Origin of the sequence: Mycobacterium dioxanotrophicus, assembly GCF_002157835.1 — a bacterium.
Classification (GTDB): Bacteria; Actinomycetota; Actinomycetes; order Mycobacteriales; family Mycobacteriaceae; genus Mycobacterium; species Mycobacterium dioxanotrophicus.
Map to the genome: position 1 here is coordinate 4,443,584 of NZ_CP020809.1, position 19,029 is coordinate 4,462,612.

Below are 19,029 nucleotides of genomic sequence, written 5' to 3' on the forward strand. Positions count from 1 at the left end.
CGAATGCCTACGAGAAGGCTCGACAGGGTCTCTCCGGCAATCGGTTGTAGGCCAGTCGCACTCTCCTAGACCCCAGCCCGCGCGGAAGAAGGCAACACGATGACGTACCAGCAAAATCTCAGCAAGCCCGTACCTCCCGAGGCGGTACTCGAATTCGTCGAGCCGGGTTCAGACATCATCATGCCCAACGCAAACGGGGAACCGGTCAAGGTCGTCGACGCCCTCGAGGACCATGCCGAAGAGCTGCAGAACGTGCGAATTCACCAGATGCACGCGCTTCGTGAGCGCCGCTACATCAACGGCGAATTCGGCGATCACCTACGGTACGTGTCCTACTTCCTGGCCCCGCCGTCGCGCAAGGCGTATCTCGAAGGCCACTGCGACCTGGTGCCCAACCACTTCAGTGAGGTACCCGACCTTCTGCGTCGGTCTACCAAGTGTTCGTTGGTCATCGCCGCGGCCTCACCGCCCAACCGCCAGGGGTACTTCTCCCTGGGTACGAACTGCGACTACACGGCATCGCTGATCGGAAGGGCGCCGTTCTTCCTTGAGGTCAATGCGCAGATGCCCCGCACCTTCGGCGGCAACCAGGTGCACATCAGCCAGGTCGTGGGCTGGACCGAGGTCGACTACCCGCTGATCGAAGCCCACGCCGTGGTGCCGAACGACAAGGACCGGGCCATCGCCGCGCTGGTCGCCGAACGGATCGCCAACGGCTCCACCATCCAGGCCGGCATCGGCGGCATGCCCAATGCACTACTTGGAATGCTGAAGGGCCACAAGGACCTTGGGGTCCACACCGAACTGCTGTCGGATGGGGTTATCGACCTGGTCGAGTCCGGTGTGGTGACCGGCACCCACAAGACGCTGCGCCGCGGCAAGATCGTCACCACGCTGGCGCTCGGGTCCCAGCGTCTCTACGAATTCCTGCACGAGAATTCAGCCGTCGATTTCGCGCCGGTGGATTGGGTCAACGACCCGCGGGTCATTGCCCGGCAGCCGAACTTCGTCGCCATCAACGCCACCACCGAGGTGGACTTCTACGGGCAGTGCGCGTCGGAGACCGTGGCCGGAAAGTACTTCTCGTCGAGCGGTGGGCAGTACGACTTCTCCCGTGGCGCCATGTATTCCGACAACGGCCAGGGATTCATCGTGTTGCAGTCGACCACCCGGGACGGGATGAAATCGAAGATCACTCCGACGCTGACGCCGGGCTCTGTTGTCACCACGACCAAGAACACCGTTGACAAGATCGTCACCGAGTACGGCGTGGCCGAGATGCGCGGAAGGACGTTGCGGGAGCGCGCCAAGGCACTGATCGAGATCGCTCACCCGAAGTTTCGGGACGAACTGACCGAATCTGCCCGCGCGATGGCCCTGATCTGACGGAGACGCAGCTACGTGAACATTGCCACCACGCAGGACTTCATCCGTACCGGTGCCGAGTATGTCGAGAGCCTCAGAGGGCGGAACCTCACCGTCTACCTGTTCGGCGAGCAGGTAGACGAGCCGGTCGATCACCCGATCATCCGTCCGTCGATCAACGCCGTGGCTGCGACGTATGACCTCGCGCAGACGCATCCCGAGTTGGCCACAGTGATCTCACCTTTCACCGGTGAGCCGGTGAGTCGCTTCCTCGCGGTCTGCACGAGCGCACAGGACCTCGTTCTCCAAAACAAGATGCAACGCAAGCTCGGCCAGCTCACCGGGACGTGCTTTCAGCGCTGCGTCGGGATGGACGCATTCAACGCGTTGTACTCGGTCACGTTCGACGTCGATCAAGCGTTCGGCACCGCATACCACGACCGCCTACGGGATTTTCTCCACCAAATGCACCGCGGCAATCTCGTTGTGGGCGGAGCGATGACCGACACCAAAGGTGACCGGTCCCTGGCCCCGCACCAGCAGGAGGACCCGGATCTGTATGTCCGTGTGATCCGTCGCAGTGCGGAGGGCATCTGGATCAGCGGCGCCAAGGCACACCAGACCGGTTGTCTGAACTCCCACTGGATGATCGTCATGCCCACCATGCGAATGTCAGCCGAGGACCGCGATTACGCCATCGTGGGCGCGGTGCCGGTGGACGCACCCGGCATCACATATGTATACGGCCGCCAATCCTGCGACACCCGTAGCGCTGAGGACGGGACCATCGACGTTGGCAACGCCCGCTTTTCCGGACAGGAAGCGGTGGTGATCTTCGACGATGTCTTCATCCCGAACCGATATGTGTTCATGGATGGCGAGACTGATTTCGCCGGGACACTGGTCGAGCGCTTCACGACGTATCACCGACGCAGCTATGTCTGCAAGACCGGTGTGGGCGACGTGCTCATCGGCGCAGCCGCCCAAGTAGCCGAATACAACGGCACCGACCGGGCGTCACACATCAAGGACAAGCTGGTCGAGATGACCCATCTCAACGAAACCATCTACGGCACCGGCATCGCATCCAGCTTTCAGGGCCGGCCGACCAGCTCCGGGGCGTGGATCTGCGACGACATGCTGGCCAACGTGTGTAAGCACCACGTCACCAAGCTGCCGCACGAGTTGGGCAGGCTGGCACAGGATCTCGCCGGCGGGTTGGTGGGAACGATGCCATCGCAACGCGATCTCGACCACCCGCAGGTCGGCCCGCTGCTGCACAAGTACTTGAAGGGCCGAGCCGACGTGCCAACCGAGACCCGGCTTCGCATCATCCGACTCATCGAGAACATGACATTGGGACGCAACGCAGTTGGCTACCTGACCGAATCCGTCCACGGTGCCGGTTCCCCGCAGGCGCAACGCGTGCAGATCGCGCGGGGCATGCAGCTGGATTATCGGAAGCGGCTGGCCCGCCTCCTCGCCGGGATCGACGATGTCGCGGATTCCGATGCGCTCGCCGACGAGCTCACCGGCTACTTTGCCGAGGTATTCCGGACACACGACATCGTGGCGACGACGACTTCGTCGACGGCCGGGGGTGACCGTCTGTGAAAGTAGACACCCGCAGTCGCGAGGCCGTGGCAGCTGACGGAACGAGTCTGTTCGTATCCGAATCCGGGAGCGGCGAGGACATTCTGTGCATCCCTGGCATCGGTTATGCCTCGTGGTCGTTTCATTACCAAGTCGAACCGCTGTCCCAGGTCGGTCGCCTCCTGCTGATGGACAACCGGGGAACGGGCCGTTCCGGCAAGCCCGCGGGCCCCTATTCCATTGCGCAGATGGCCGACGATGCCTACCACGTGCTGCGGCAATGCGCGGCCGGGCCTGCACACGTCGTCGGGACGTCGATGGGCGGTTACATCGCCATGACCCTCGCCCTGCGTCATCCGGAAGCGGTCTCATCATTGACACTGGTGGCGACCACCAGTGGCGGTTTGGGTTCGCATCCGGTGCCGGCAGCCATACGCAAAGCATGGGCTTCCGCGGTATCCCTGGGCAGTGAGGGATTCGCCCGCGCCACCATGCCACTGTCGTTCGCTCCGGGATGGACCGACACACATCCAGAGCAGTTCGAAGAACTGCTGGAGTTGCGCATGCAGGCCAGCACACCGATCGCCTGCTGGCGCTCGCAGTACCAGGCGTGTGCCTCATACCTGCGTCGGGGTTTGCCGCGAGGACCGATCAGCCAGCCGACGGTGATCGTGCACGGCACTGCCGACCGCGTCGTGCCGTACGAAAACGCGGCCCACCTCGCACGGCGGATTCCCCACGCCTCCGCCGCCACGCTCGACGGCGCCGGGCACCTGTGCTGGATCGAGCGGCCTGACGTCGTGAACGCGATTATTCGAAATGCGTTGAGCAGCAACGCACTTTAGGTATTGTCGAGACCTGGGTCGATAGGGATGGCCAACGATGGATCAGCCTGATTCTCGAATTCCGGCAGCTTCGCCGAACCTGGCGGGGGCGGCGCTCGGCGGCGGACTGCCTATTGACTGCATCACACTACGACACTTACTGTTAGTCATTAAATGAACAATCTGTCCACTATCTGAACGGATTGTACGTCGCGGCTTCGTCCAGATCGCAACAACGACAGGAGTACAGCAATGGAACACGACAGAATCGAAGTGATCCTGCAGGCGTGGAGGGCCGCGTGGGGAAAGGGCGACATCGACGCGTTCGAGAAGATCCTGGCACCCGGCTACGTGCGCCACACCAGATCGGGCGTCAAGACCATCGACGACTTGCGCCAGGAGATCAACGACTCGCGGACCGCGTTTCCGGACCTCGATACCCAGATCTTGCAGACCGTTGAGCAGGGCGACACACTGGCGATTCGGTGGACCAGCTTCGGCTCGCACACCGGGACTTTCATGAACGTGCCGCCGACGCAGAAGGACGTAAAGGTCACCGGAGCCAGCTTCTGCCGGTTCGACGACGGCCTGCTCGCCGAGGAATGGGTGGTCTGGGACCCACGTGAACTGCTTGCCGCAATGAAGATTTGGGCGGTGGGCGACGATGAATAGGTCCTTGGCGACCCCGGCATCACGACCCAGCGCTGCGGTGTGAATTGACCACTACACCTTCACCATTCGGGCAGAACGAGTGGTTGGTCGAGGAGATGTATCGCAAGTTCCGCGAGGATCCGTCGTCGGTGGATCCGAGTTGGCATGAGTTCCTCGTCGACTACTCCCCTGAACCCGTCGCCGATACCACGGCCGCCAACGGCCAGTCCCCGGCGCCGGCCGCGCCCGCCACCCCCGCTGCTCCCCCAGCTGCGGCGGCCCCGGCAGCGCCCGCCCCGGCTACTCCCGCGGCGCCGGCCCCCGCTGCTGCTGCGGCGGCACCCGCACCCAAGGCGGCAAAGTCGGTGTCGGTGGCCGAGGGTGATGCTTCGCAGGTGTTGCGGGGTGCTGCGGCGGCGGTGGTGAAGAACATGAACGCCTCGCTGGACGTGCCGACGGCGACCAGCGTGCGGGCCATCCCGGCGAAGCTGATGATCGACAACCGGGTGGTCATCAACAACCACCTCAAACGCACCCGCGGCGGCAAGATCAGCTTCACCCACCTGCTCGGCTACGCCATCGTGCAAGCGGTCAAGGCGTTCCCGAACATGAACCGGCACTTCGCCGAAATCGACGGCAAACCCAACGCGGTCACCCCCGCACACACCAACCTTGGGTTGGCCATCGACCTGCCCGGTCGTGACGGTAACCGCCAACTGGTCGTCGCCGCCATCAAAAAATGCGAAACCATGGCGTTCGGCCAGTTCATCGCCGCCTATGAGGACATCGTCCGGCGCGCCCGCGACGGCAAACTCACCGCCGAAGACTTCTCCGGGGTCACCATCTCCCTGACCAACCCCGGCACCATCGGCACCGTGCACTCGGTACCCCGCCTGATGGCCGGGCAGGGCGCCATCATCGGCGCCGGCGCCATGGAATACCCCGCCGAATTCCAGGGCGCGAGTGCCGAACGCATCAACGAGGTCGGCATCGGCAAGCTCATCACCTTGACCTCGACCTACGATCACCGCATCATCCAGGGCGCGGAATCCGGCGACTTCCTGCGCACCATCCACCAGCTGCTGCTCGACGACGACTTCTTCGACGAAATCTTCCGCGAACTGGGCATCCCGTACGAGCCGGTGCGGTGGCGCACCGACAACCCGGACTCGATCGCCGACAAGAACGCCCGCGTCATCGAACTGATCGCCGCCTACCGCAACCGCGGCCACCTGATGGCCGACATCGACCCGCTACGCCTGGACAAAACCCGCTTCCGCAGCCACCCCGATCTGGACGTCAACACCCACGGCCTCACCCTGTGGGATCTGGACCGGGTGTTCAAGGTCGACGGGTTCGCCGGCAAGCAATACATGAAACTGCGCGACATCCTGGGCCTGCTGCGCGACGCCTACTGCCGCCACGTCGGGGTGGAATACACCCACATCCTCGAACCCGAACAGCAGAAATGGCTGCAGGAACGCATCGAGGTCAAACACGCCAAACCCACCGTCGCCGAACAGAAATACATCCTGTCCAAACTCAACGCCGCCGAAGCGTTCGAAACGTTCCTGCAAACCAAATACGTCGGACAGAAACGCTTCTCCCTGGAAGGCGCCGAAACCGTCATCCCGATGATGGACGCCGCCATCGATCAGGCCGCCGAACACGCCCTCGACGAGGTCATCATCGGCATGCCGCACCGCGGCCGGCTCAACGTGCTGGCCAACATCGTCGGCAAACCCTACTCCCAGATTTTCACCGAGTTCGAAGGCAACCTCAACCCGTCCCAAGCCCACGGCTCCGGCGACGTGAAATACCACCTCGGCGCCTCAGGCAACTACATCCAAATGTTCGGCGACAACGACATCCAAGTCTCGCTGACCGCCAACCCGTCGCATCTGGAGGCGGTGGACCCGGTGCTGGAGGCCTGGTCCGCGCCAAACAAGACCTCCTCGATGACGGCACCGACGCCGAAGGCTCGCAAACCTTCCCCGTCGTGCCGTTGATGCTGCACGGCGACGCCGCGTTCGCCGGCCAAGGCGTGGTCGCCGAAACGTTGAACCTCGCCCTGCTCAAGGGCTACCGCACCGGCGGCACCATCCACATCGTGGTCAACAACCAGATCGGATTCACCACCGCACCCACCGATTCCCGCTCCAGCGAGTACTGCACCGACGTGGCGAAAATGATCGGCGCCCCCATCTTCCACGTCAACGGCGACGATCCCGAAGCCTGCGCCTGGGTGGCGCGGCTGGCCATCGACTTCCGCCAAGCGTTCAAAAAAGACGTCGTCATCGACATGCTGTGCTACCGCCGCCGCGGGCACAACGAAGGCGACGACCCATCGATGACCCAGCCCTACATGTACGACGTCATCGACACCAAACGCGGCTCCCGCAAGGCCTACACCGAATCCCTGATCGGCCGCGGCGACATCTCCATGAAAGAAGCCGAAGACGCCCTGCGCGACTACCAAGGCCAACTCGAACGCGTCTTCAACGAAGTCCGCGAACTGGAAAAACACGCCGCCGAACCCAGCGAATCGGTCGAAGCCGACCAACAAATCCCCCAACGCCTAGCCACCGCGGTCGACAAATCCCTGCTGGCCCGCATCGGCGACGCCCACCTCGCGTTGCCCGACGGGTTCACCGTGCACCCCCGCGTCAAACCCGTCCTGGAAAAACGCCGCGAAATGGCCTACGAAGGCAAAATCGACTGGGCCTTCGCCGAACTGCTCGCCCTCGGCTCGCTGGTCTCCGAAGGCAAACTGGTCCGGTTGAGCGGCCAAGACACCCAACGCGGCACCTTCACCCAACGCCACGCCGTCATCGTCGACCGCAAAACCGGTGAAGAATTCACCCCGCTGCAACTGCTGGCCACCACCACCGACGGCACCCCCACCGGCGGCCGGTTCCTGGTCTACAACTCCGCACTGTCCGAATACGCCGCCGTCGGCTTCGAATACGGCTACTCGGTGGGCAACCCCGACGCCATGGTGCTCTGGGAAGCCCAATTCGGCGACTTCGTCAACGGCGCCCAATCCATCATCGACGAATTCATCTCCTCCGGCGAAGCCAAATGGGGCCAACTGTCCAACGTCGTACTGCTGCTGCCGCACGGGCACGAAGGCCAAGGCCCCGACCACACCTCCGGACGCATCGAACGCTTCCTACAACTGTGGGCCGAAGGATCGATGACCATCGCCGTGCCCTCGACCCCGGCCAACTACTTCCACCTGCTGCGCCGCCACGGCCTCGACGGCATCCAACGCCCCCCTGATCGTGTTCACCCCCCAAATCCATGCTGCGCAACAAGGCCGCCGTCTCCGACATCCGCGACTTCACCGAACAAAAATTCCGCTCCGTCCTCGAAGAACCCACCTACACCGACGGCGACGGCGACCGCACCAAAGTCACCCGCATCCTGCTGTGCAGCGGCAAAATCTACTACGACCTCGCCGCCCGCAAAGTCAAAGACAAACGCGACGACGTCGCCATCGTGCGGCTCGAACAACTCGCCCCGCTACCCAAACGCCGCCTGGCCCAAACCCTCGACAACTACCCCAACGCCACCGACAAATACTGGGTCCAAGAAGAACCCGCCAACCAAGGCGCCTGGCCGTCGGTCGGACTCACCCTGCCCGAAGTCCTCCCCGAATACTTCAACCCCATCAAACGCATCTCCCGACGCGCCATGTCCGCACCATCATCCGGCTCATCGAAGGTGCACGCCGTGGAACAACAAGAAATCATCGACCTCGCGTTCGCCCCGACCTCGAGCAGCGGCTAAATCCCGCGGATTCGTTCACGAGCTCATGTGCGCAGACAAGGAGGTGCCGATGACTGAGGTTGCCGAGCCAGTCCAGTTGACCAACAAGTCTGTCACCAAGGCCGGACGTCTCCTCCGCGAGCTGGCTGCGCATCCTCAACAAGGCGTCACAGTGACGGCGCTGGCGAAGGCGGTCGGCATGTCACGCCCGACAACGTTTCGTCTGCTCCACAGTCTGGAGCAGTCTGGGCTCGTGCACCGGGTCGACAACCATTATGTGCTCGGGCATGAGATGGCGCGGTTGGGACGGCTCGCTGATCCGCACACCGGGCTGGCGGCCCGAGCCCAGCCGCTCTTACAAGAGCTTGCCGACAGATTCAACCACTCGGTCTCCATGTCCGTGCCGAACGCACACGATGGCCTGGATCTGATAGCCCAGGCCTGCAGCCCGAATTACGTGGCGATCGGGCTGCAGATGTCGCAGCTGATCGGGCCACGAGCGCCGTTGCACGCCAGCTCATTTGGGAAGGTACTGCTCGCCGAGATGCCGGAAGACAAGGCGCTTGCCCTACTTCCGGAACGACTCGAGGCTTACACCGACCGCACCATCACCGATCGTGCAAAACTACTCAGCGAGCTCAGCGACATTCGGAAGCAAGGCTTCGGCGTAGTCGACGGTGAGCTCGAAGATGGGTTGACGTCCCTGTCATGTCCGGTGCGCGATTCGGCCGGCACGATGGTCGCCGTTCTGACCTTGAACGGCTCCCGGCACGGCTTCAACCGTAACCGCATTCCAGATGCGCTCGGCGCCATGCGGGAGATGGTGGATCGCCTGACCGATGTCTTCTGGCACGAGGTGGACTGAACATGCCAGAGAACCGGTCTGAGCGTGGTCAAATAACTGAACACATTGTTTATTTTTCGCCGCATCGCCTAGGTGTGGAGCTCTCGGCGGCCGACGACCGAGTCCGAATCCGAGCACCCGACGCCGGCGACACTGCCCGCCCCCCCGCCACAGGTTCCCGACTCGTCGAGCATAGCGAGGACGCCCTCGACTCTTGTATCGTCAGTCAATTCCCTTGTCTATGAGTCAGTTTCGGGACACCAAGATGACGCACAGTGCCAATGACTCCTGCCTCACCCACGCGGCATCGGCACTGTTACGACCCTCGCCTGCATGTCCAGCCAGTTCAAACAGTGACTATGTCGTGAACCACTCTTGACGCAGCGCGCGACGGATGTCACACTTTTGAGCACTACGTTCACTACATGAACGTCTTTCAGAATTCAATTTCATACGCGTCGCACACCCGATCTTTGCCGGTCTCCCCAGGCGTTGGACCAAGCCGGGCTCGTGCTCATCGCCTGGACAGTCCCGCCCCAGGAAAACCTAAAGGAGAAACCATGCCGTTTGATCTGGACCGCGAGGAGTGACCGATGCCATCCACTGAAAATCCAGGCGTCAGTACGGATCACACCGCAGATGCGTTCAAGCGCCGATTCATGGTCAGGTTTGTCACCGTTCTGATCGGCGGCATGTTCCTCGACGGTTTCATCCTCGGCATTCTCGGGACGGTCATCACACCGATCACCCACGAGCTGAACTTTTCGGATCTCTGGGAGGGACTGGTCGCGGCGTCAGCCCTCCTCGGCATCATGATCGGCGCGCCGCTTGCCGGCTGGGCCGGGGATAAGTGGGGCCGCAAACCACTCTTCATGGCTGACATGGGATTGTTCGTCGCCGCATCGGTACTGCAGTTCTTCGTCGACTCGGCATGGCAACTGTTCGTGGTCCGGCTCTTGATGGGCATCGCGATCGGCGCGGAGTACGCAGTCGGTTGGCCACTGATGTCCGAGTTTTCACCGGCCCGGCTGCGGGGCCGACTGCTCTGCGGGTCTGAAGTCGCTTGGTACGTCGGGTTCATGGTCGCCTTCCTGGTCGGCTACATCCTGACCACCTCGACAGACGTGAGTTGGCGAATCATCCTCGGGACGAGCACGTTGATTGCGCTGGTCTTGTTCATCGCCCGTATTGGCCTGCCTGAGTCGCCGCGGTGGCTGTGGAATGTCGGCCGCAGGGATGAGGCCGTGGCCATCGCGAACAAGTACATGATGGAGTCCAAAGACATCACGGACATCGCGCATGAGGACACCCGCAAGGGCACCTTCGGGATGCTGTTCTCGCGGCAGTACTGGCGGTCCACCCTGTTCGTGTCAGGGTTCTGGTTCTGTTCCGTCACACCGTACTTCGCGATCGCCACCTTCGCTGAAAGCGTGCTGAAGAACTATGGCCTCAGCAGTGGACTCGCCGGTGGTCTCGGCCTGTCTGCCGTGGCAGCAGCCGGCGTGGTGGTCACTGTGTTGTACATCGACAAGATCGGCCGTCGCATCCTGACAGTCCCGCCACAGTGGCTTTGCACCGTGGTCCTGGCAATCATCGGCCTATGGGCGGGCGCGCCCCCGGTGATCGTGCTGGTTCTCTTCCTTGTCTTCTCCTTCTTCAACGCGATGTACACCGCGATCACCGGCCTCTACCCGGCCGAGGTCTTCCCGACCGAGATCCGCGGCCTCGGAACCGGCTTCGGTGCGGCCGTCAGCCGACTCGGCGCCGCAGCCGGCACGTTCCTGCTCCCGTGGTCGATGACCAACCTCGGCACCTCGGTCACCATGCTGATCGCCGCTGGTGTCGCTCTTGTCGGTGCGGCTCTGTCGCAGTGGCTTTGCCCCGAGACAATGGGCAAGAACCTCAGCGACACTGCCGTCGGCGTTGGGCACTAACCGGGATCATCTCGGGTCTCACCACTTGGGATGCGACCTGCCCGACACACCTCGACCGAGTGCGACCGAATTTCGGTTTCAGTCGCGCTCGGTTGAGTGCGTCGGCGTACAAGGGAGGACAGGTGGAAGTCGGACGGCAGGGGTACCAGCGCCGCGCCACGTCGGCTGATCCGGACGCCCAGCCCTCGCACCGCCTCGGAGCATTCGTGCCGTGACGGAGCGAGCATCCTGGCTCAGCGGTCTGGTCGGGCGCCGGTCACCGGTTACCGGTGCCGAGTTGGCTTGGCAGCTGGTCGATGTCACTGCCGGATGCTTCGAGTCCACAGACCGCGGTTTGTTGGTCGCCGACATCGCGTGCGAGAACTACTTATCCGCCGTCGGTCAATTGTTGCGAGCGGCAGCGGACAGCGGACTTCCGCTTCGCCTGTCGCTGCTGTCCCGCATCAACGACTGGCTGGACGGGTACCGGGGCACACCCGAAGAACCCGCGCTGCGACAGCTCGTCGAACGAGTCAAACTCTCGACGCTTCAAAGCCTCCCGGAACGACAGACGCGGGAATAACCGAGTTCCATTCGACTCAGCGTGCGGGCCGTCCGCGGGCCCGGTTACCCCTACCTGACACCCAGCCGTTCTGCCCGGGTTCGGCGACATCTGGCAACGCCGCCATAGCCACAAATCTGACCATCGATGTTCACAATATGAACGAGTCAGCTAGGGTTGGCCAAGTGCACGAGGGTGTGCGATATGGGGAAGGGATGGCATGAGCGAGCCGATCGAGCCGACGGAGTTGACGAACAAGTCGGTGACCAAAGCGGTGCGATTGCTGCGTGAGTTGGCCGCTCAGCCTCGATCGGGTGCGACGGTGACCACGCTGGCCAAGGCCGTCGGTATTTCCCGCCCCACCGCGTTTCGCCTGCTCTACAGCCTGGAACGCACCGGTTTCGTCGACCGGGTCGACAACAACTACACCCTGGGCTGGGAGCTCGCACGGTTGGGTAGGCGCGCCGATCCCTACGCCGGACTGGTCGCCCGCGCCCAACCCCTGCTGCAGGAACTGGCCGACAAATTCAACGAGACCGTCACCTTGGCGGTGCCCAATGCACAGGACGGGTTGGACCTGATCGCCGAGGCCATCGGCTCCCGAGTCGTCGGGGTGATGTCGGGCAACATGATCGGCAAACACTGGCCGCTGCACGCGAGTGCATCCGGGAAGGTGCTGCTGGCGGACATGCCGGTCGACAAAGTGGTCGCGCTGCTGCCGGAAACCCTCGAGGCCTACGCCGAGCGCACCATCACCGACCGCAAGACCCTGCTCAAAGAACTCGAGCAGGTCCGCGAGCAAGGATTCGGCCTCATCGACAACGAACTCGAAGAAGGGCTGCTGTCCCTGTCACGCCCAATCCGCGACTCCTCAGGCACCCTCGTCGCGGTGCTGTCCCTCAACGGCCCCCGGTACCGATTCGGCCGCGACCGCATCCCCGAGGCCCTGCAGCAGATGCAACTCACCGTCGACCGGCTCACCGACATGATCTGGCAGGACATCGCCATCGATTAGCCGCTTCGGGCCGCTCGTGACACACGGCCCGTACACCGGCTTTTCCCTACCGGCGCCAGCTATTCAGCGGCTCCCCGAGCACCGACTCGTCCACCTCGATACCGAGGCCCGGCAGATTGGGCGGAAGCACGCCGCCGTGCACCTCGAGCGGCTCGAACTTCGCCGTCGTCAGCGTGACCATGTCCGAGGTCTTCAGGACACATCGCAGTAGGTCAGCGGGAACCGTCGCACCGAGGTGCACTACTGCTGCATACGAGATGTCAGACCCGACGGTGTCCTGAACCGTCATGATCAGGCCTGCCGCCCGGGCAATATCGCGTTGGCGACGCGCCGGGGTGAGGCCGCCGGCAGGACTCACCTTCAGGCCGAAGCCGTCGGCGATGTCGAGTTCGATCGCGTGGATGAGGTCGTCATCGTTCGTCGCCAGCTCATCGAGGATGAGCGGATAGGGTGAGGCCTTGCGCACCGCCAAGGTCTCCCGCCAGGTGGCACAAGGCGATTCGAGCACGAAGTCGAGGCCATCAGGCAACAGGCTGAAGAGCCTGCGCGCCGTCTCCGGACTGAGCCCTGTGTTCGCATCGACGAGGAACCACTCGCCCGGCTGCCTGTCGGCCAGGCACGCGACGATGCGTTCTGCGTCGACCGCGGGTCCGCCGTCCCGGTCAGCGGTGCCGATCTTGATCGAGTGCCCCAGGTACCCGCGGGCGCGGTGATCGGCGACGCGGGCGCGCATCTCCTCGGGCTCACCGGTGTGGATCGACGAGATCAGCGGCAGCGGGATGTTCGTGCTGCCGCCGAGAAGCTCGCAGACCGGTAGCCCAACCGATTTACCGAGCAGATCCCAGCATGCGATGTCGAGCGCCGCCTTGGCGTCATTGTGTCCGAGCAGCGTCTCGTCCATCAGCTCACTGATGCGATCGACCTGGCGCGGGTCGCGTCCCAGCAGCATCGGGGCGAGCAACTCGATCGCCGCGCGCGTCCCGCCTGCGTGAGCGGCAACGTAGGTCGAGCCGAAGGGCGTACTCTCGCCCCAGCCCACGGTGCCGTCATCCGCGGTGACGCGCACGATCGAGGCATCGAACGTCTCGTAGGTGCGGCCGCGAGAGAGATGGTAGACGCCGCCGGAGTACGGCAGGTCGACCTGGAAGAGATCGATCTTCGAGATCTGCATTGCTTGTGAGTTCCTTTTGTGCGCTATTGATTTGGGAGTGACCAAACGCTGAAACAGTCGGCCATCGTCAGCCGAACACCGCGACGGGCGCGCCAAATATTGACTCATCTATCTCGAGGCCGAGACCGGGCCCCTCGGGCAGCCGGATGTGACCGCCCTCGACGCTGATGCCGCCCCGAGTGTCGTAATGGCCCTCGATGTAAGGCGCGGCGACCCAGACACCCTCGTTGAGTCCCGGGCGCACAGTTGCTCCGAGGTGCGCGCACGCCGCGGCGATGATGTCCCCGCCCCATGAGTCATCGGTGGTGTGCGGAGTCGAATACGCCTCGCACACGTCGCGCACGACCGCCATCGGATGCAGACCGCCGATGCGCGTGACTTTCATGCCGAAACCGTCGCACTGGCCCTTCGCCAGCGCACCCACAGCCTTGGTGAGGTCGGTGGTGATTTCGTCGAGGTAGATGGCGTGATTGACTCGGTTGCGCAGCGCTAGCACCTCGTCGAGGGTGTTGCACGGCTGCTCGAGGATGAACGGCACGTCGGGGCACTCACGGCTGAGCCGCAGCGCATCGCGGACGGTGAGGCCGCGATTCGCATCGGCCGACAGGCTGATGCCGCGGTCCTTTACGCGTTCCCAGACTTTGCGGATCGTCTCGATATCCAGCTCGACGGGCCGCCCGCCGACCTTGACCTGCAGGCGCGGGTAACCTTCGGCCGCCTTCTCGGCGGCGCGCTCGGCGACAACATCGGGTTCGTCGACCGCCACAGCGTAGTACGACGGGACCCGTTCAGTCTCCACTCCTCCGAGCAGATCTGCTACGCGCACGCCGTAGTGCTTGCCGGTAAGGTCGTGCGCTGCGATGTCGATCGCGGCCTTGGCGTAGAGATGCCCGTTGAGCAGTCCGTTCATGCGCCGGTGCAGCCGCACGAGGTTGGTGGGGTCCTGCCCGAGGAGGCCCTGGGCCATGCCTGCGAGCGCCGCACGGTCGCCCGCGGCGTGATGCTGCTCGTAGACGGGCCCCACCGGGCAGGCCTCGCCCCAGCCGACCAGACCGGTGTCGGTCGTGATGCGCACGAGGGTGGTATCAAGCGAGAACACCTCGCCGTGCGACATGCGGTACGGGCCGTTATTCACGGGCAGATCGTAGGCGTAGATTGCGATTTCAGTGATCTTCATCGGGCTACTTCCATCTTGGTCGGTTTGAACAAGGGCAGAGACGTTTCATTTCAAGTCATTTGAAACTCAGGAACGTGCACTACCGCTTCGATGTTGCGGGTAGGATTGATCGCTCAAAGACCTTTGGCGCGTAAGCATCTCGCCAAATGGCGTTCCGCCGTGCCGCGGAGCGATGAATCCCGACTCTAGGCTTCAGCGCTCGCTACCTCGACGTGCGGCGGGATGAGTACGAGCTTGCCGGGGTACTTCTTCGCGATGAAGTCCTCCTGCGCTTGGTGAATCTCACTGAGTGGATAGGTTTTCGAGACGAGTGGCTTGAGCTTGCCCTCGTTGAGGTAGCGCACAACGTTCTCGATGACCGCGTCCTCCTGGAAGGTGCACCCGAACAGGGACAGGTCCTTGAGATATACAGTGCGCAAATCGATCTCGACCAGCGGCCCGGCAATCGCCCCCGCGGTCGCGTAACGGCCGCCGGGACGCAGCAGCGTGAGCAAATCGTTCACCTGTGCGCCGCCCACAACGTCGACGACCACATCAACCGACCGAGAGCCGAGTTCGGCGACGATGTCGGCGTTGCGGTCGATCACGCGATCCGCGCCTGCAGCGAGCACCGCATCGGCCTTTCTCGCCGAACAGACCGCGACGACCTCCGCGCCGCGCAGCTTCGCGAGCTCGACTGCCGCGAGACCGACACCGCCCGATGCGCCGGTGACGACAACCCTTTCAGCGCCGAGGTTGGCCCGATAGAGCATGCCCTCGGCAGTCGTGAACGCTATAGAGATAGTGCCGAGCTCAGCCGCTGAGAGGTTGGACTGCACCGTGAACGACTCACTCGAGGGAGCGACGGCGAATTGGGCGAAGCCGCCATCACATTCGCTGCCGTAGGTCCAGCACTCGTAGGGCCGACGATCGACGTAGTGGCGCATCAGGTTTCGCACAACCACGGGCTCGCCTAGGCGACCCGCATCCACGTCGTCGCCGACTGCGACGATCTTGCCGTAGACATCGCCACCCTGAATGCGGGGAAAGCTCAACGGAATTCCCGACCACGAGGCATCGTCGTCGTCGGCCTGGTTCGTGCCGTCGGTTGCGGTCGAGTTGGTGTCGCCACTGACCGCCTTGGAGTACCAGCCGATGCGAGTATTGATGTCTGTGTTGTTGATGCCCGCCGCTTCGACCTGGATCAACACCTCGTCGTCGCGCGGTGTGGGCACCGGCACGTCGGTGCGGTATTCGAGTTTCTCAGGGCCGCCGTGGCCGGTGAGCAGTACGGCTGCCATGGTCGTGGGCAATGCCTGTGCGACCTTCATATGGATCTCCTTTGGCTAGGGACGGAGGTACTAGGGATGGGACAGCCGAATCCGAGTTGCCGTCAGGTGACGGGCTGGATTCGGGCGGTGTCGCTGAGGGCCCGGCCGGTCATCTCGGGGGCCAGTTTCTGAGACACCACGGCACCGACAACGCAGAACATCGCGGCAATGACCATGGTGGTGGGCCCGCCCAGGTGGGTCATGGACCACGGCATGAGGAACGTGCCTAGGCCGGCTCCGATGCGACTGACTGAGCATGCGAATCCTGTTCCCAGACCGCGGATCTCAGTGGGGAGCACCTCGCCGGGGTAGACGCCGGTCAATGCGGTGTACATCGCGTTGAAGAACGAGAAGAGGAAGAACCCCACGAGCACCAACATCGGCGGCGCTCCAGTCCAGACGCCGATGGCGACCAACACGACGGCACAGATCCATTGCGGGCCGATGGTCAACCTACGGCGGCCGACGCGTTCAATGACCAACACCGACACCATGACACCGATGACGGCCGCGCCGTTGATCACGATGGCTCCCAGCAATCCGTCGCTGAGCCCGTACTTCTCAAGGATGCTGACGGCGAAAGTCGCGATCGCAAACTCAGGGGTGATGGCGCAAAACCAGAATATCGAGATGAAGAACACGTTGCGTCGGTTCTGCCGGTTGAACAGCATGCCGAACGAGCCCTTGTTGACCTTCTCGTTGCTCAGGTCGGCGATGTCGTCGGGGTCTTCCAGGTAGTGCTGGGCGATCTGTATCGCCTCGGCGTTGCGCTTCTGCTGCATCAGCCAGCGTGGCGACTCCGGCAATCCGATGCGGGCGACCAGCAAGATGACGGCCGGTAATGTGCTGCTACCCAGGATGATCCGCCAGTCCACGTGCCACGTGTTCACCATGAAGTAACCCATGATGTAAGCGAAGACGAAGCCGACGTACCAGATCACCTCCTGCACCGCGAGCAACTTTCCGCGGAGGTGGCGGGGGCTGAATTCAGCCTGCAACGGCCACCCGATGGAGTAGTCGGCGCCGATCGCCATGCCCATCACCAATCGGATCACGAACAGCTGGCTGGGAGTATCGGCGAAGAACTGGACGACGGAGCCGACAGTGAACAGGAGTAGGTCCAGCGAAAACAGCAGCTTGCGCCCAAACTTGTCGGTGAGCCACCCGCCGAGCGGACCGCCGAAGAAGATGCCGACGAGCGCCGCCGAGGCTACTGCCCCTTCCCAGAACACCGACATGGACAGATCGATCTTGATGAGGCCGATGACGGTGCCGATGATCCCGAGGATGTAGCCGTCGAGGAACATCCCGCCGGACACCACCGCGGTCAAACGAATCAGGAATCGGCGTTTCCGCGCCCGATCACTCTGATATTCAAAGGATTTGGACTGTGGTGTCGTCACAAGGATCTCCTTCGCGATGGTGTGAACGTGTCACCGATGCGATATATGCGGCTGAATTGCACACGCAACGCTTTCGGATCCTGGTCAAGACTGCATCGTCGCAGGCGGTAAAGTCAACGGTTAACCGATTACCGAAAAGATCACTTACGGCCGATGCTCGAGTTGTTTCAATGCAACGAAGAGAATCGGCACTCGTCGTATGCCGACGGGGCGACAATCGCGGTTCACCAAACGTGTTCTACGACTGGCTTCCTCGGTCGACTGACGGCGTACCGCGATCGCATCAAGATGGACTACCCCCATCGGACTTGGCCTGTAAACCAAGTGGACATCAGGGTGCAGCCGACGACCCCGAACAGGCCGAAACAGCTATCGGCTCGAGTTTCGACGTTCCTCTATGAGCTGACGCTGCGCCGCAATGATCTGCTGTTCACCGCCTGTGACGAGCTTGCGTACTTGGGCAGCGACCAGTTCGAGATCGCCACTACCCATGGTGTCGAGCATGGCGCGGTGCCAGTCCACCGACGACAAGGGGTCATCGAGTGCCGTGGTCAGCCTGAAGAGCTCCTCAAAGGTAGGCACCTGCTGTTCCCACACTGCTCGCAACCGCCGGTTGCCACAGAAGTCAAAGGACGCGGAATGGAACGCGACATCAGCGCGTGCAAACGCCTCAGTATCACCAGCGACCGCCGCCTTCCTCATATCGTCCAGCGCCGCTTCGGCCGCCTTGCGGTATCCGTCGAAGTCGGCCGTGACGCACTTCTGTGCGGCGGTAACCTCCAATAGTTCACGAAGATCGAACAGATCGCGCAGATCCTGCTCGCGCAGACCGACCACACGATAGCTGCGCCCAGCGGCTGCGATGAGCCCCTCGGATGCCAGCGTGCGCAACGCATCCCGCACCGGCCCTCGGCTGACTTCGAATGCCTGCGCCACCACCGCCTCGACCAGTGACTCGCCCGGTGCGATCTCACCGGAGAGGATGTCGGACCGCAACGCGGCTACCACCTGATCGCCCAATGCCTCCGGGCGCGCAAGTCGGCGCGTGGCCCCCATATGCACTCCTCAACTGCTGCTCATCAATCGATCGCACGACCACCGTAACTCACGAAGACGGTTGTCTGCTTGCGGTTAACCGGTGACCGACTGCCGCAAACCTGCGACACTCGACGCTCACCTTGATGTCACGCAACACTGAACCCCGTAGGAAATGCCATGAGCGACAACCTCTCCCCCGCACACCCTGAGTGCCTGACACGACCAGACAGACAATGACGGATGCCGGTGCACACATGAGTGAGGCGCCATCAGCGCCACTTCCCCACCAGAGCGCCTCTCACCAGCGGCTTCAGCGGCGTTTCGAACCACGCGCAGCAGGTGCGTTGCGTACAACGCAGATGCGTTGTAGACTACGCAATGTCGGTACGGCA

12 protein-coding genes and 2 pseudogenes are annotated in these 19,029 nt (G+C 63.0%); 9 read left to right on the forward strand and 5 right to left on the reverse strand.

Going from position 1 to position 19,029, the window contains the following annotated elements; all coding sequences use genetic code 11:
- Positions 1-99 precede the first annotated feature (99 nt).
- The 9 genes and pseudogenes from BTO20_RS21660 (at position 100) to BTO20_RS21700 (ending at position 12,538) form a co-directional block, all read left to right on the forward strand.
- Positions 100-1,386 (forward strand): acetyl-CoA hydrolase/transferase family protein, encoded by a 1,287-nt coding sequence (locus BTO20_RS21660; RefSeq protein WP_087078210.1) that lies wholly within the window; start codon positions 100-102, stop codon positions 1,384-1,386.
- 15 nt (positions 1,387-1,401) lie between these two features.
- On the forward strand, positions 1,402-2,979 hold the full coding sequence (locus BTO20_RS21665; RefSeq protein WP_269770298.1) for a 4-hydroxyphenylacetate 3-hydroxylase family protein: 1,578 nt from the start codon (positions 1,402-1,404) through the stop codon (positions 2,977-2,979).
- Positions 2,976-3,803 (forward strand): alpha/beta fold hydrolase, encoded by an 828-nt coding sequence (locus tag BTO20_RS21670; protein WP_087078211.1) that lies wholly within the window; start codon positions 2,976-2,978, stop codon positions 3,801-3,803. Before BTO20_RS21665 ends, BTO20_RS21670 begins: the two co-directional genes overlap by 4 nt.
- Positions 3,804-4,034: 231 nt before the next feature.
- Complete coding sequence (locus BTO20_RS21675) at positions 4,035-4,454, forward strand: ester cyclase (RefSeq protein WP_087078212.1); 420 nt, start codon at positions 4,035-4,037, stop codon at positions 4,452-4,454.
- Positions 4,455-4,549: 95 nt separating this feature from the next.
- Positions 4,550-8,225: pseudogene (locus BTO20_RS21680) on the forward strand (multifunctional oxoglutarate decarboxylase/oxoglutarate dehydrogenase thiamine pyrophosphate-binding subunit/dihydrolipoyllysine-residue succinyltransferase subunit).
- Between the two features lie 100 nt (positions 8,226-8,325).
- Positions 8,326-9,069 (forward strand): annotated as a pseudogene (locus BTO20_RS21685) (IclR family transcriptional regulator); the annotation flags it as partial.
- Between the two features lie 572 nt (positions 9,070-9,641).
- A complete protein-coding gene (locus tag BTO20_RS21690) occupies positions 9,642-10,982 on the forward strand; it encodes an MFS transporter (protein ID WP_232490815.1) in 1,341 nt (446 codons plus the stop codon).
- A gap of 211 nt (positions 10,983-11,193) precedes the next feature.
- Entirely contained in the window at positions 11,194-11,544 is a 351-nt protein-coding gene (locus BTO20_RS21695; RefSeq protein ID WP_087078214.1) for a hypothetical protein, read from the forward strand.
- A gap of 199 nt (positions 11,545-11,743) precedes the next feature.
- Complete coding sequence (locus BTO20_RS21700; protein ID WP_087078215.1) at positions 11,744-12,538, forward strand: IclR family transcriptional regulator; 795 nt, start codon at positions 11,744-11,746, stop codon at positions 12,536-12,538.
- A 46-nt stretch (positions 12,539-12,584) separates the two neighbouring features.
- Here BTO20_RS21700 and BTO20_RS21705 read toward each other — a convergent pair whose 3' ends face one another.
- From BTO20_RS21705 to BTO20_RS21725, 5 genes are all read right to left on the reverse strand, one after another.
- Positions 12,585-13,709, reverse strand: coding sequence for a mandelate racemase/muconate lactonizing enzyme family protein (locus BTO20_RS21705; RefSeq protein WP_087078216.1), 1,125 nt, complete (start codon positions 13,707-13,709; stop codon positions 12,585-12,587).
- Positions 13,710-13,776: 67 nt separating this feature from the next.
- Positions 13,777-14,886, reverse strand: coding sequence for a mandelate racemase/muconate lactonizing enzyme family protein (locus tag BTO20_RS21710; protein WP_087078217.1), 1,110 nt, complete (start codon positions 14,884-14,886; stop codon positions 13,777-13,779).
- 185 nt (positions 14,887-15,071) lie between these two features.
- Positions 15,072-16,196, reverse strand: a complete 1,125-nt coding sequence (locus BTO20_RS21715; protein ID WP_198344016.1) for an alcohol dehydrogenase family protein — start codon at positions 16,194-16,196, stop codon at positions 15,072-15,074.
- 62 nt (positions 16,197-16,258) lie between these two features.
- Positions 16,259-17,599, reverse strand: a complete 1,341-nt coding sequence (locus BTO20_RS21720; RefSeq protein WP_232490816.1) for an MFS transporter — start codon at positions 17,597-17,599, stop codon at positions 16,259-16,261.
- Between the two features lie 369 nt (positions 17,600-17,968).
- Complete coding sequence (locus BTO20_RS21725) at positions 17,969-18,655, reverse strand: GntR family transcriptional regulator (RefSeq protein ID WP_087078218.1); 687 nt, start codon at positions 18,653-18,655, stop codon at positions 17,969-17,971.
- Between the last annotated feature and the right edge of the window lie 374 nt (positions 18,656-19,029).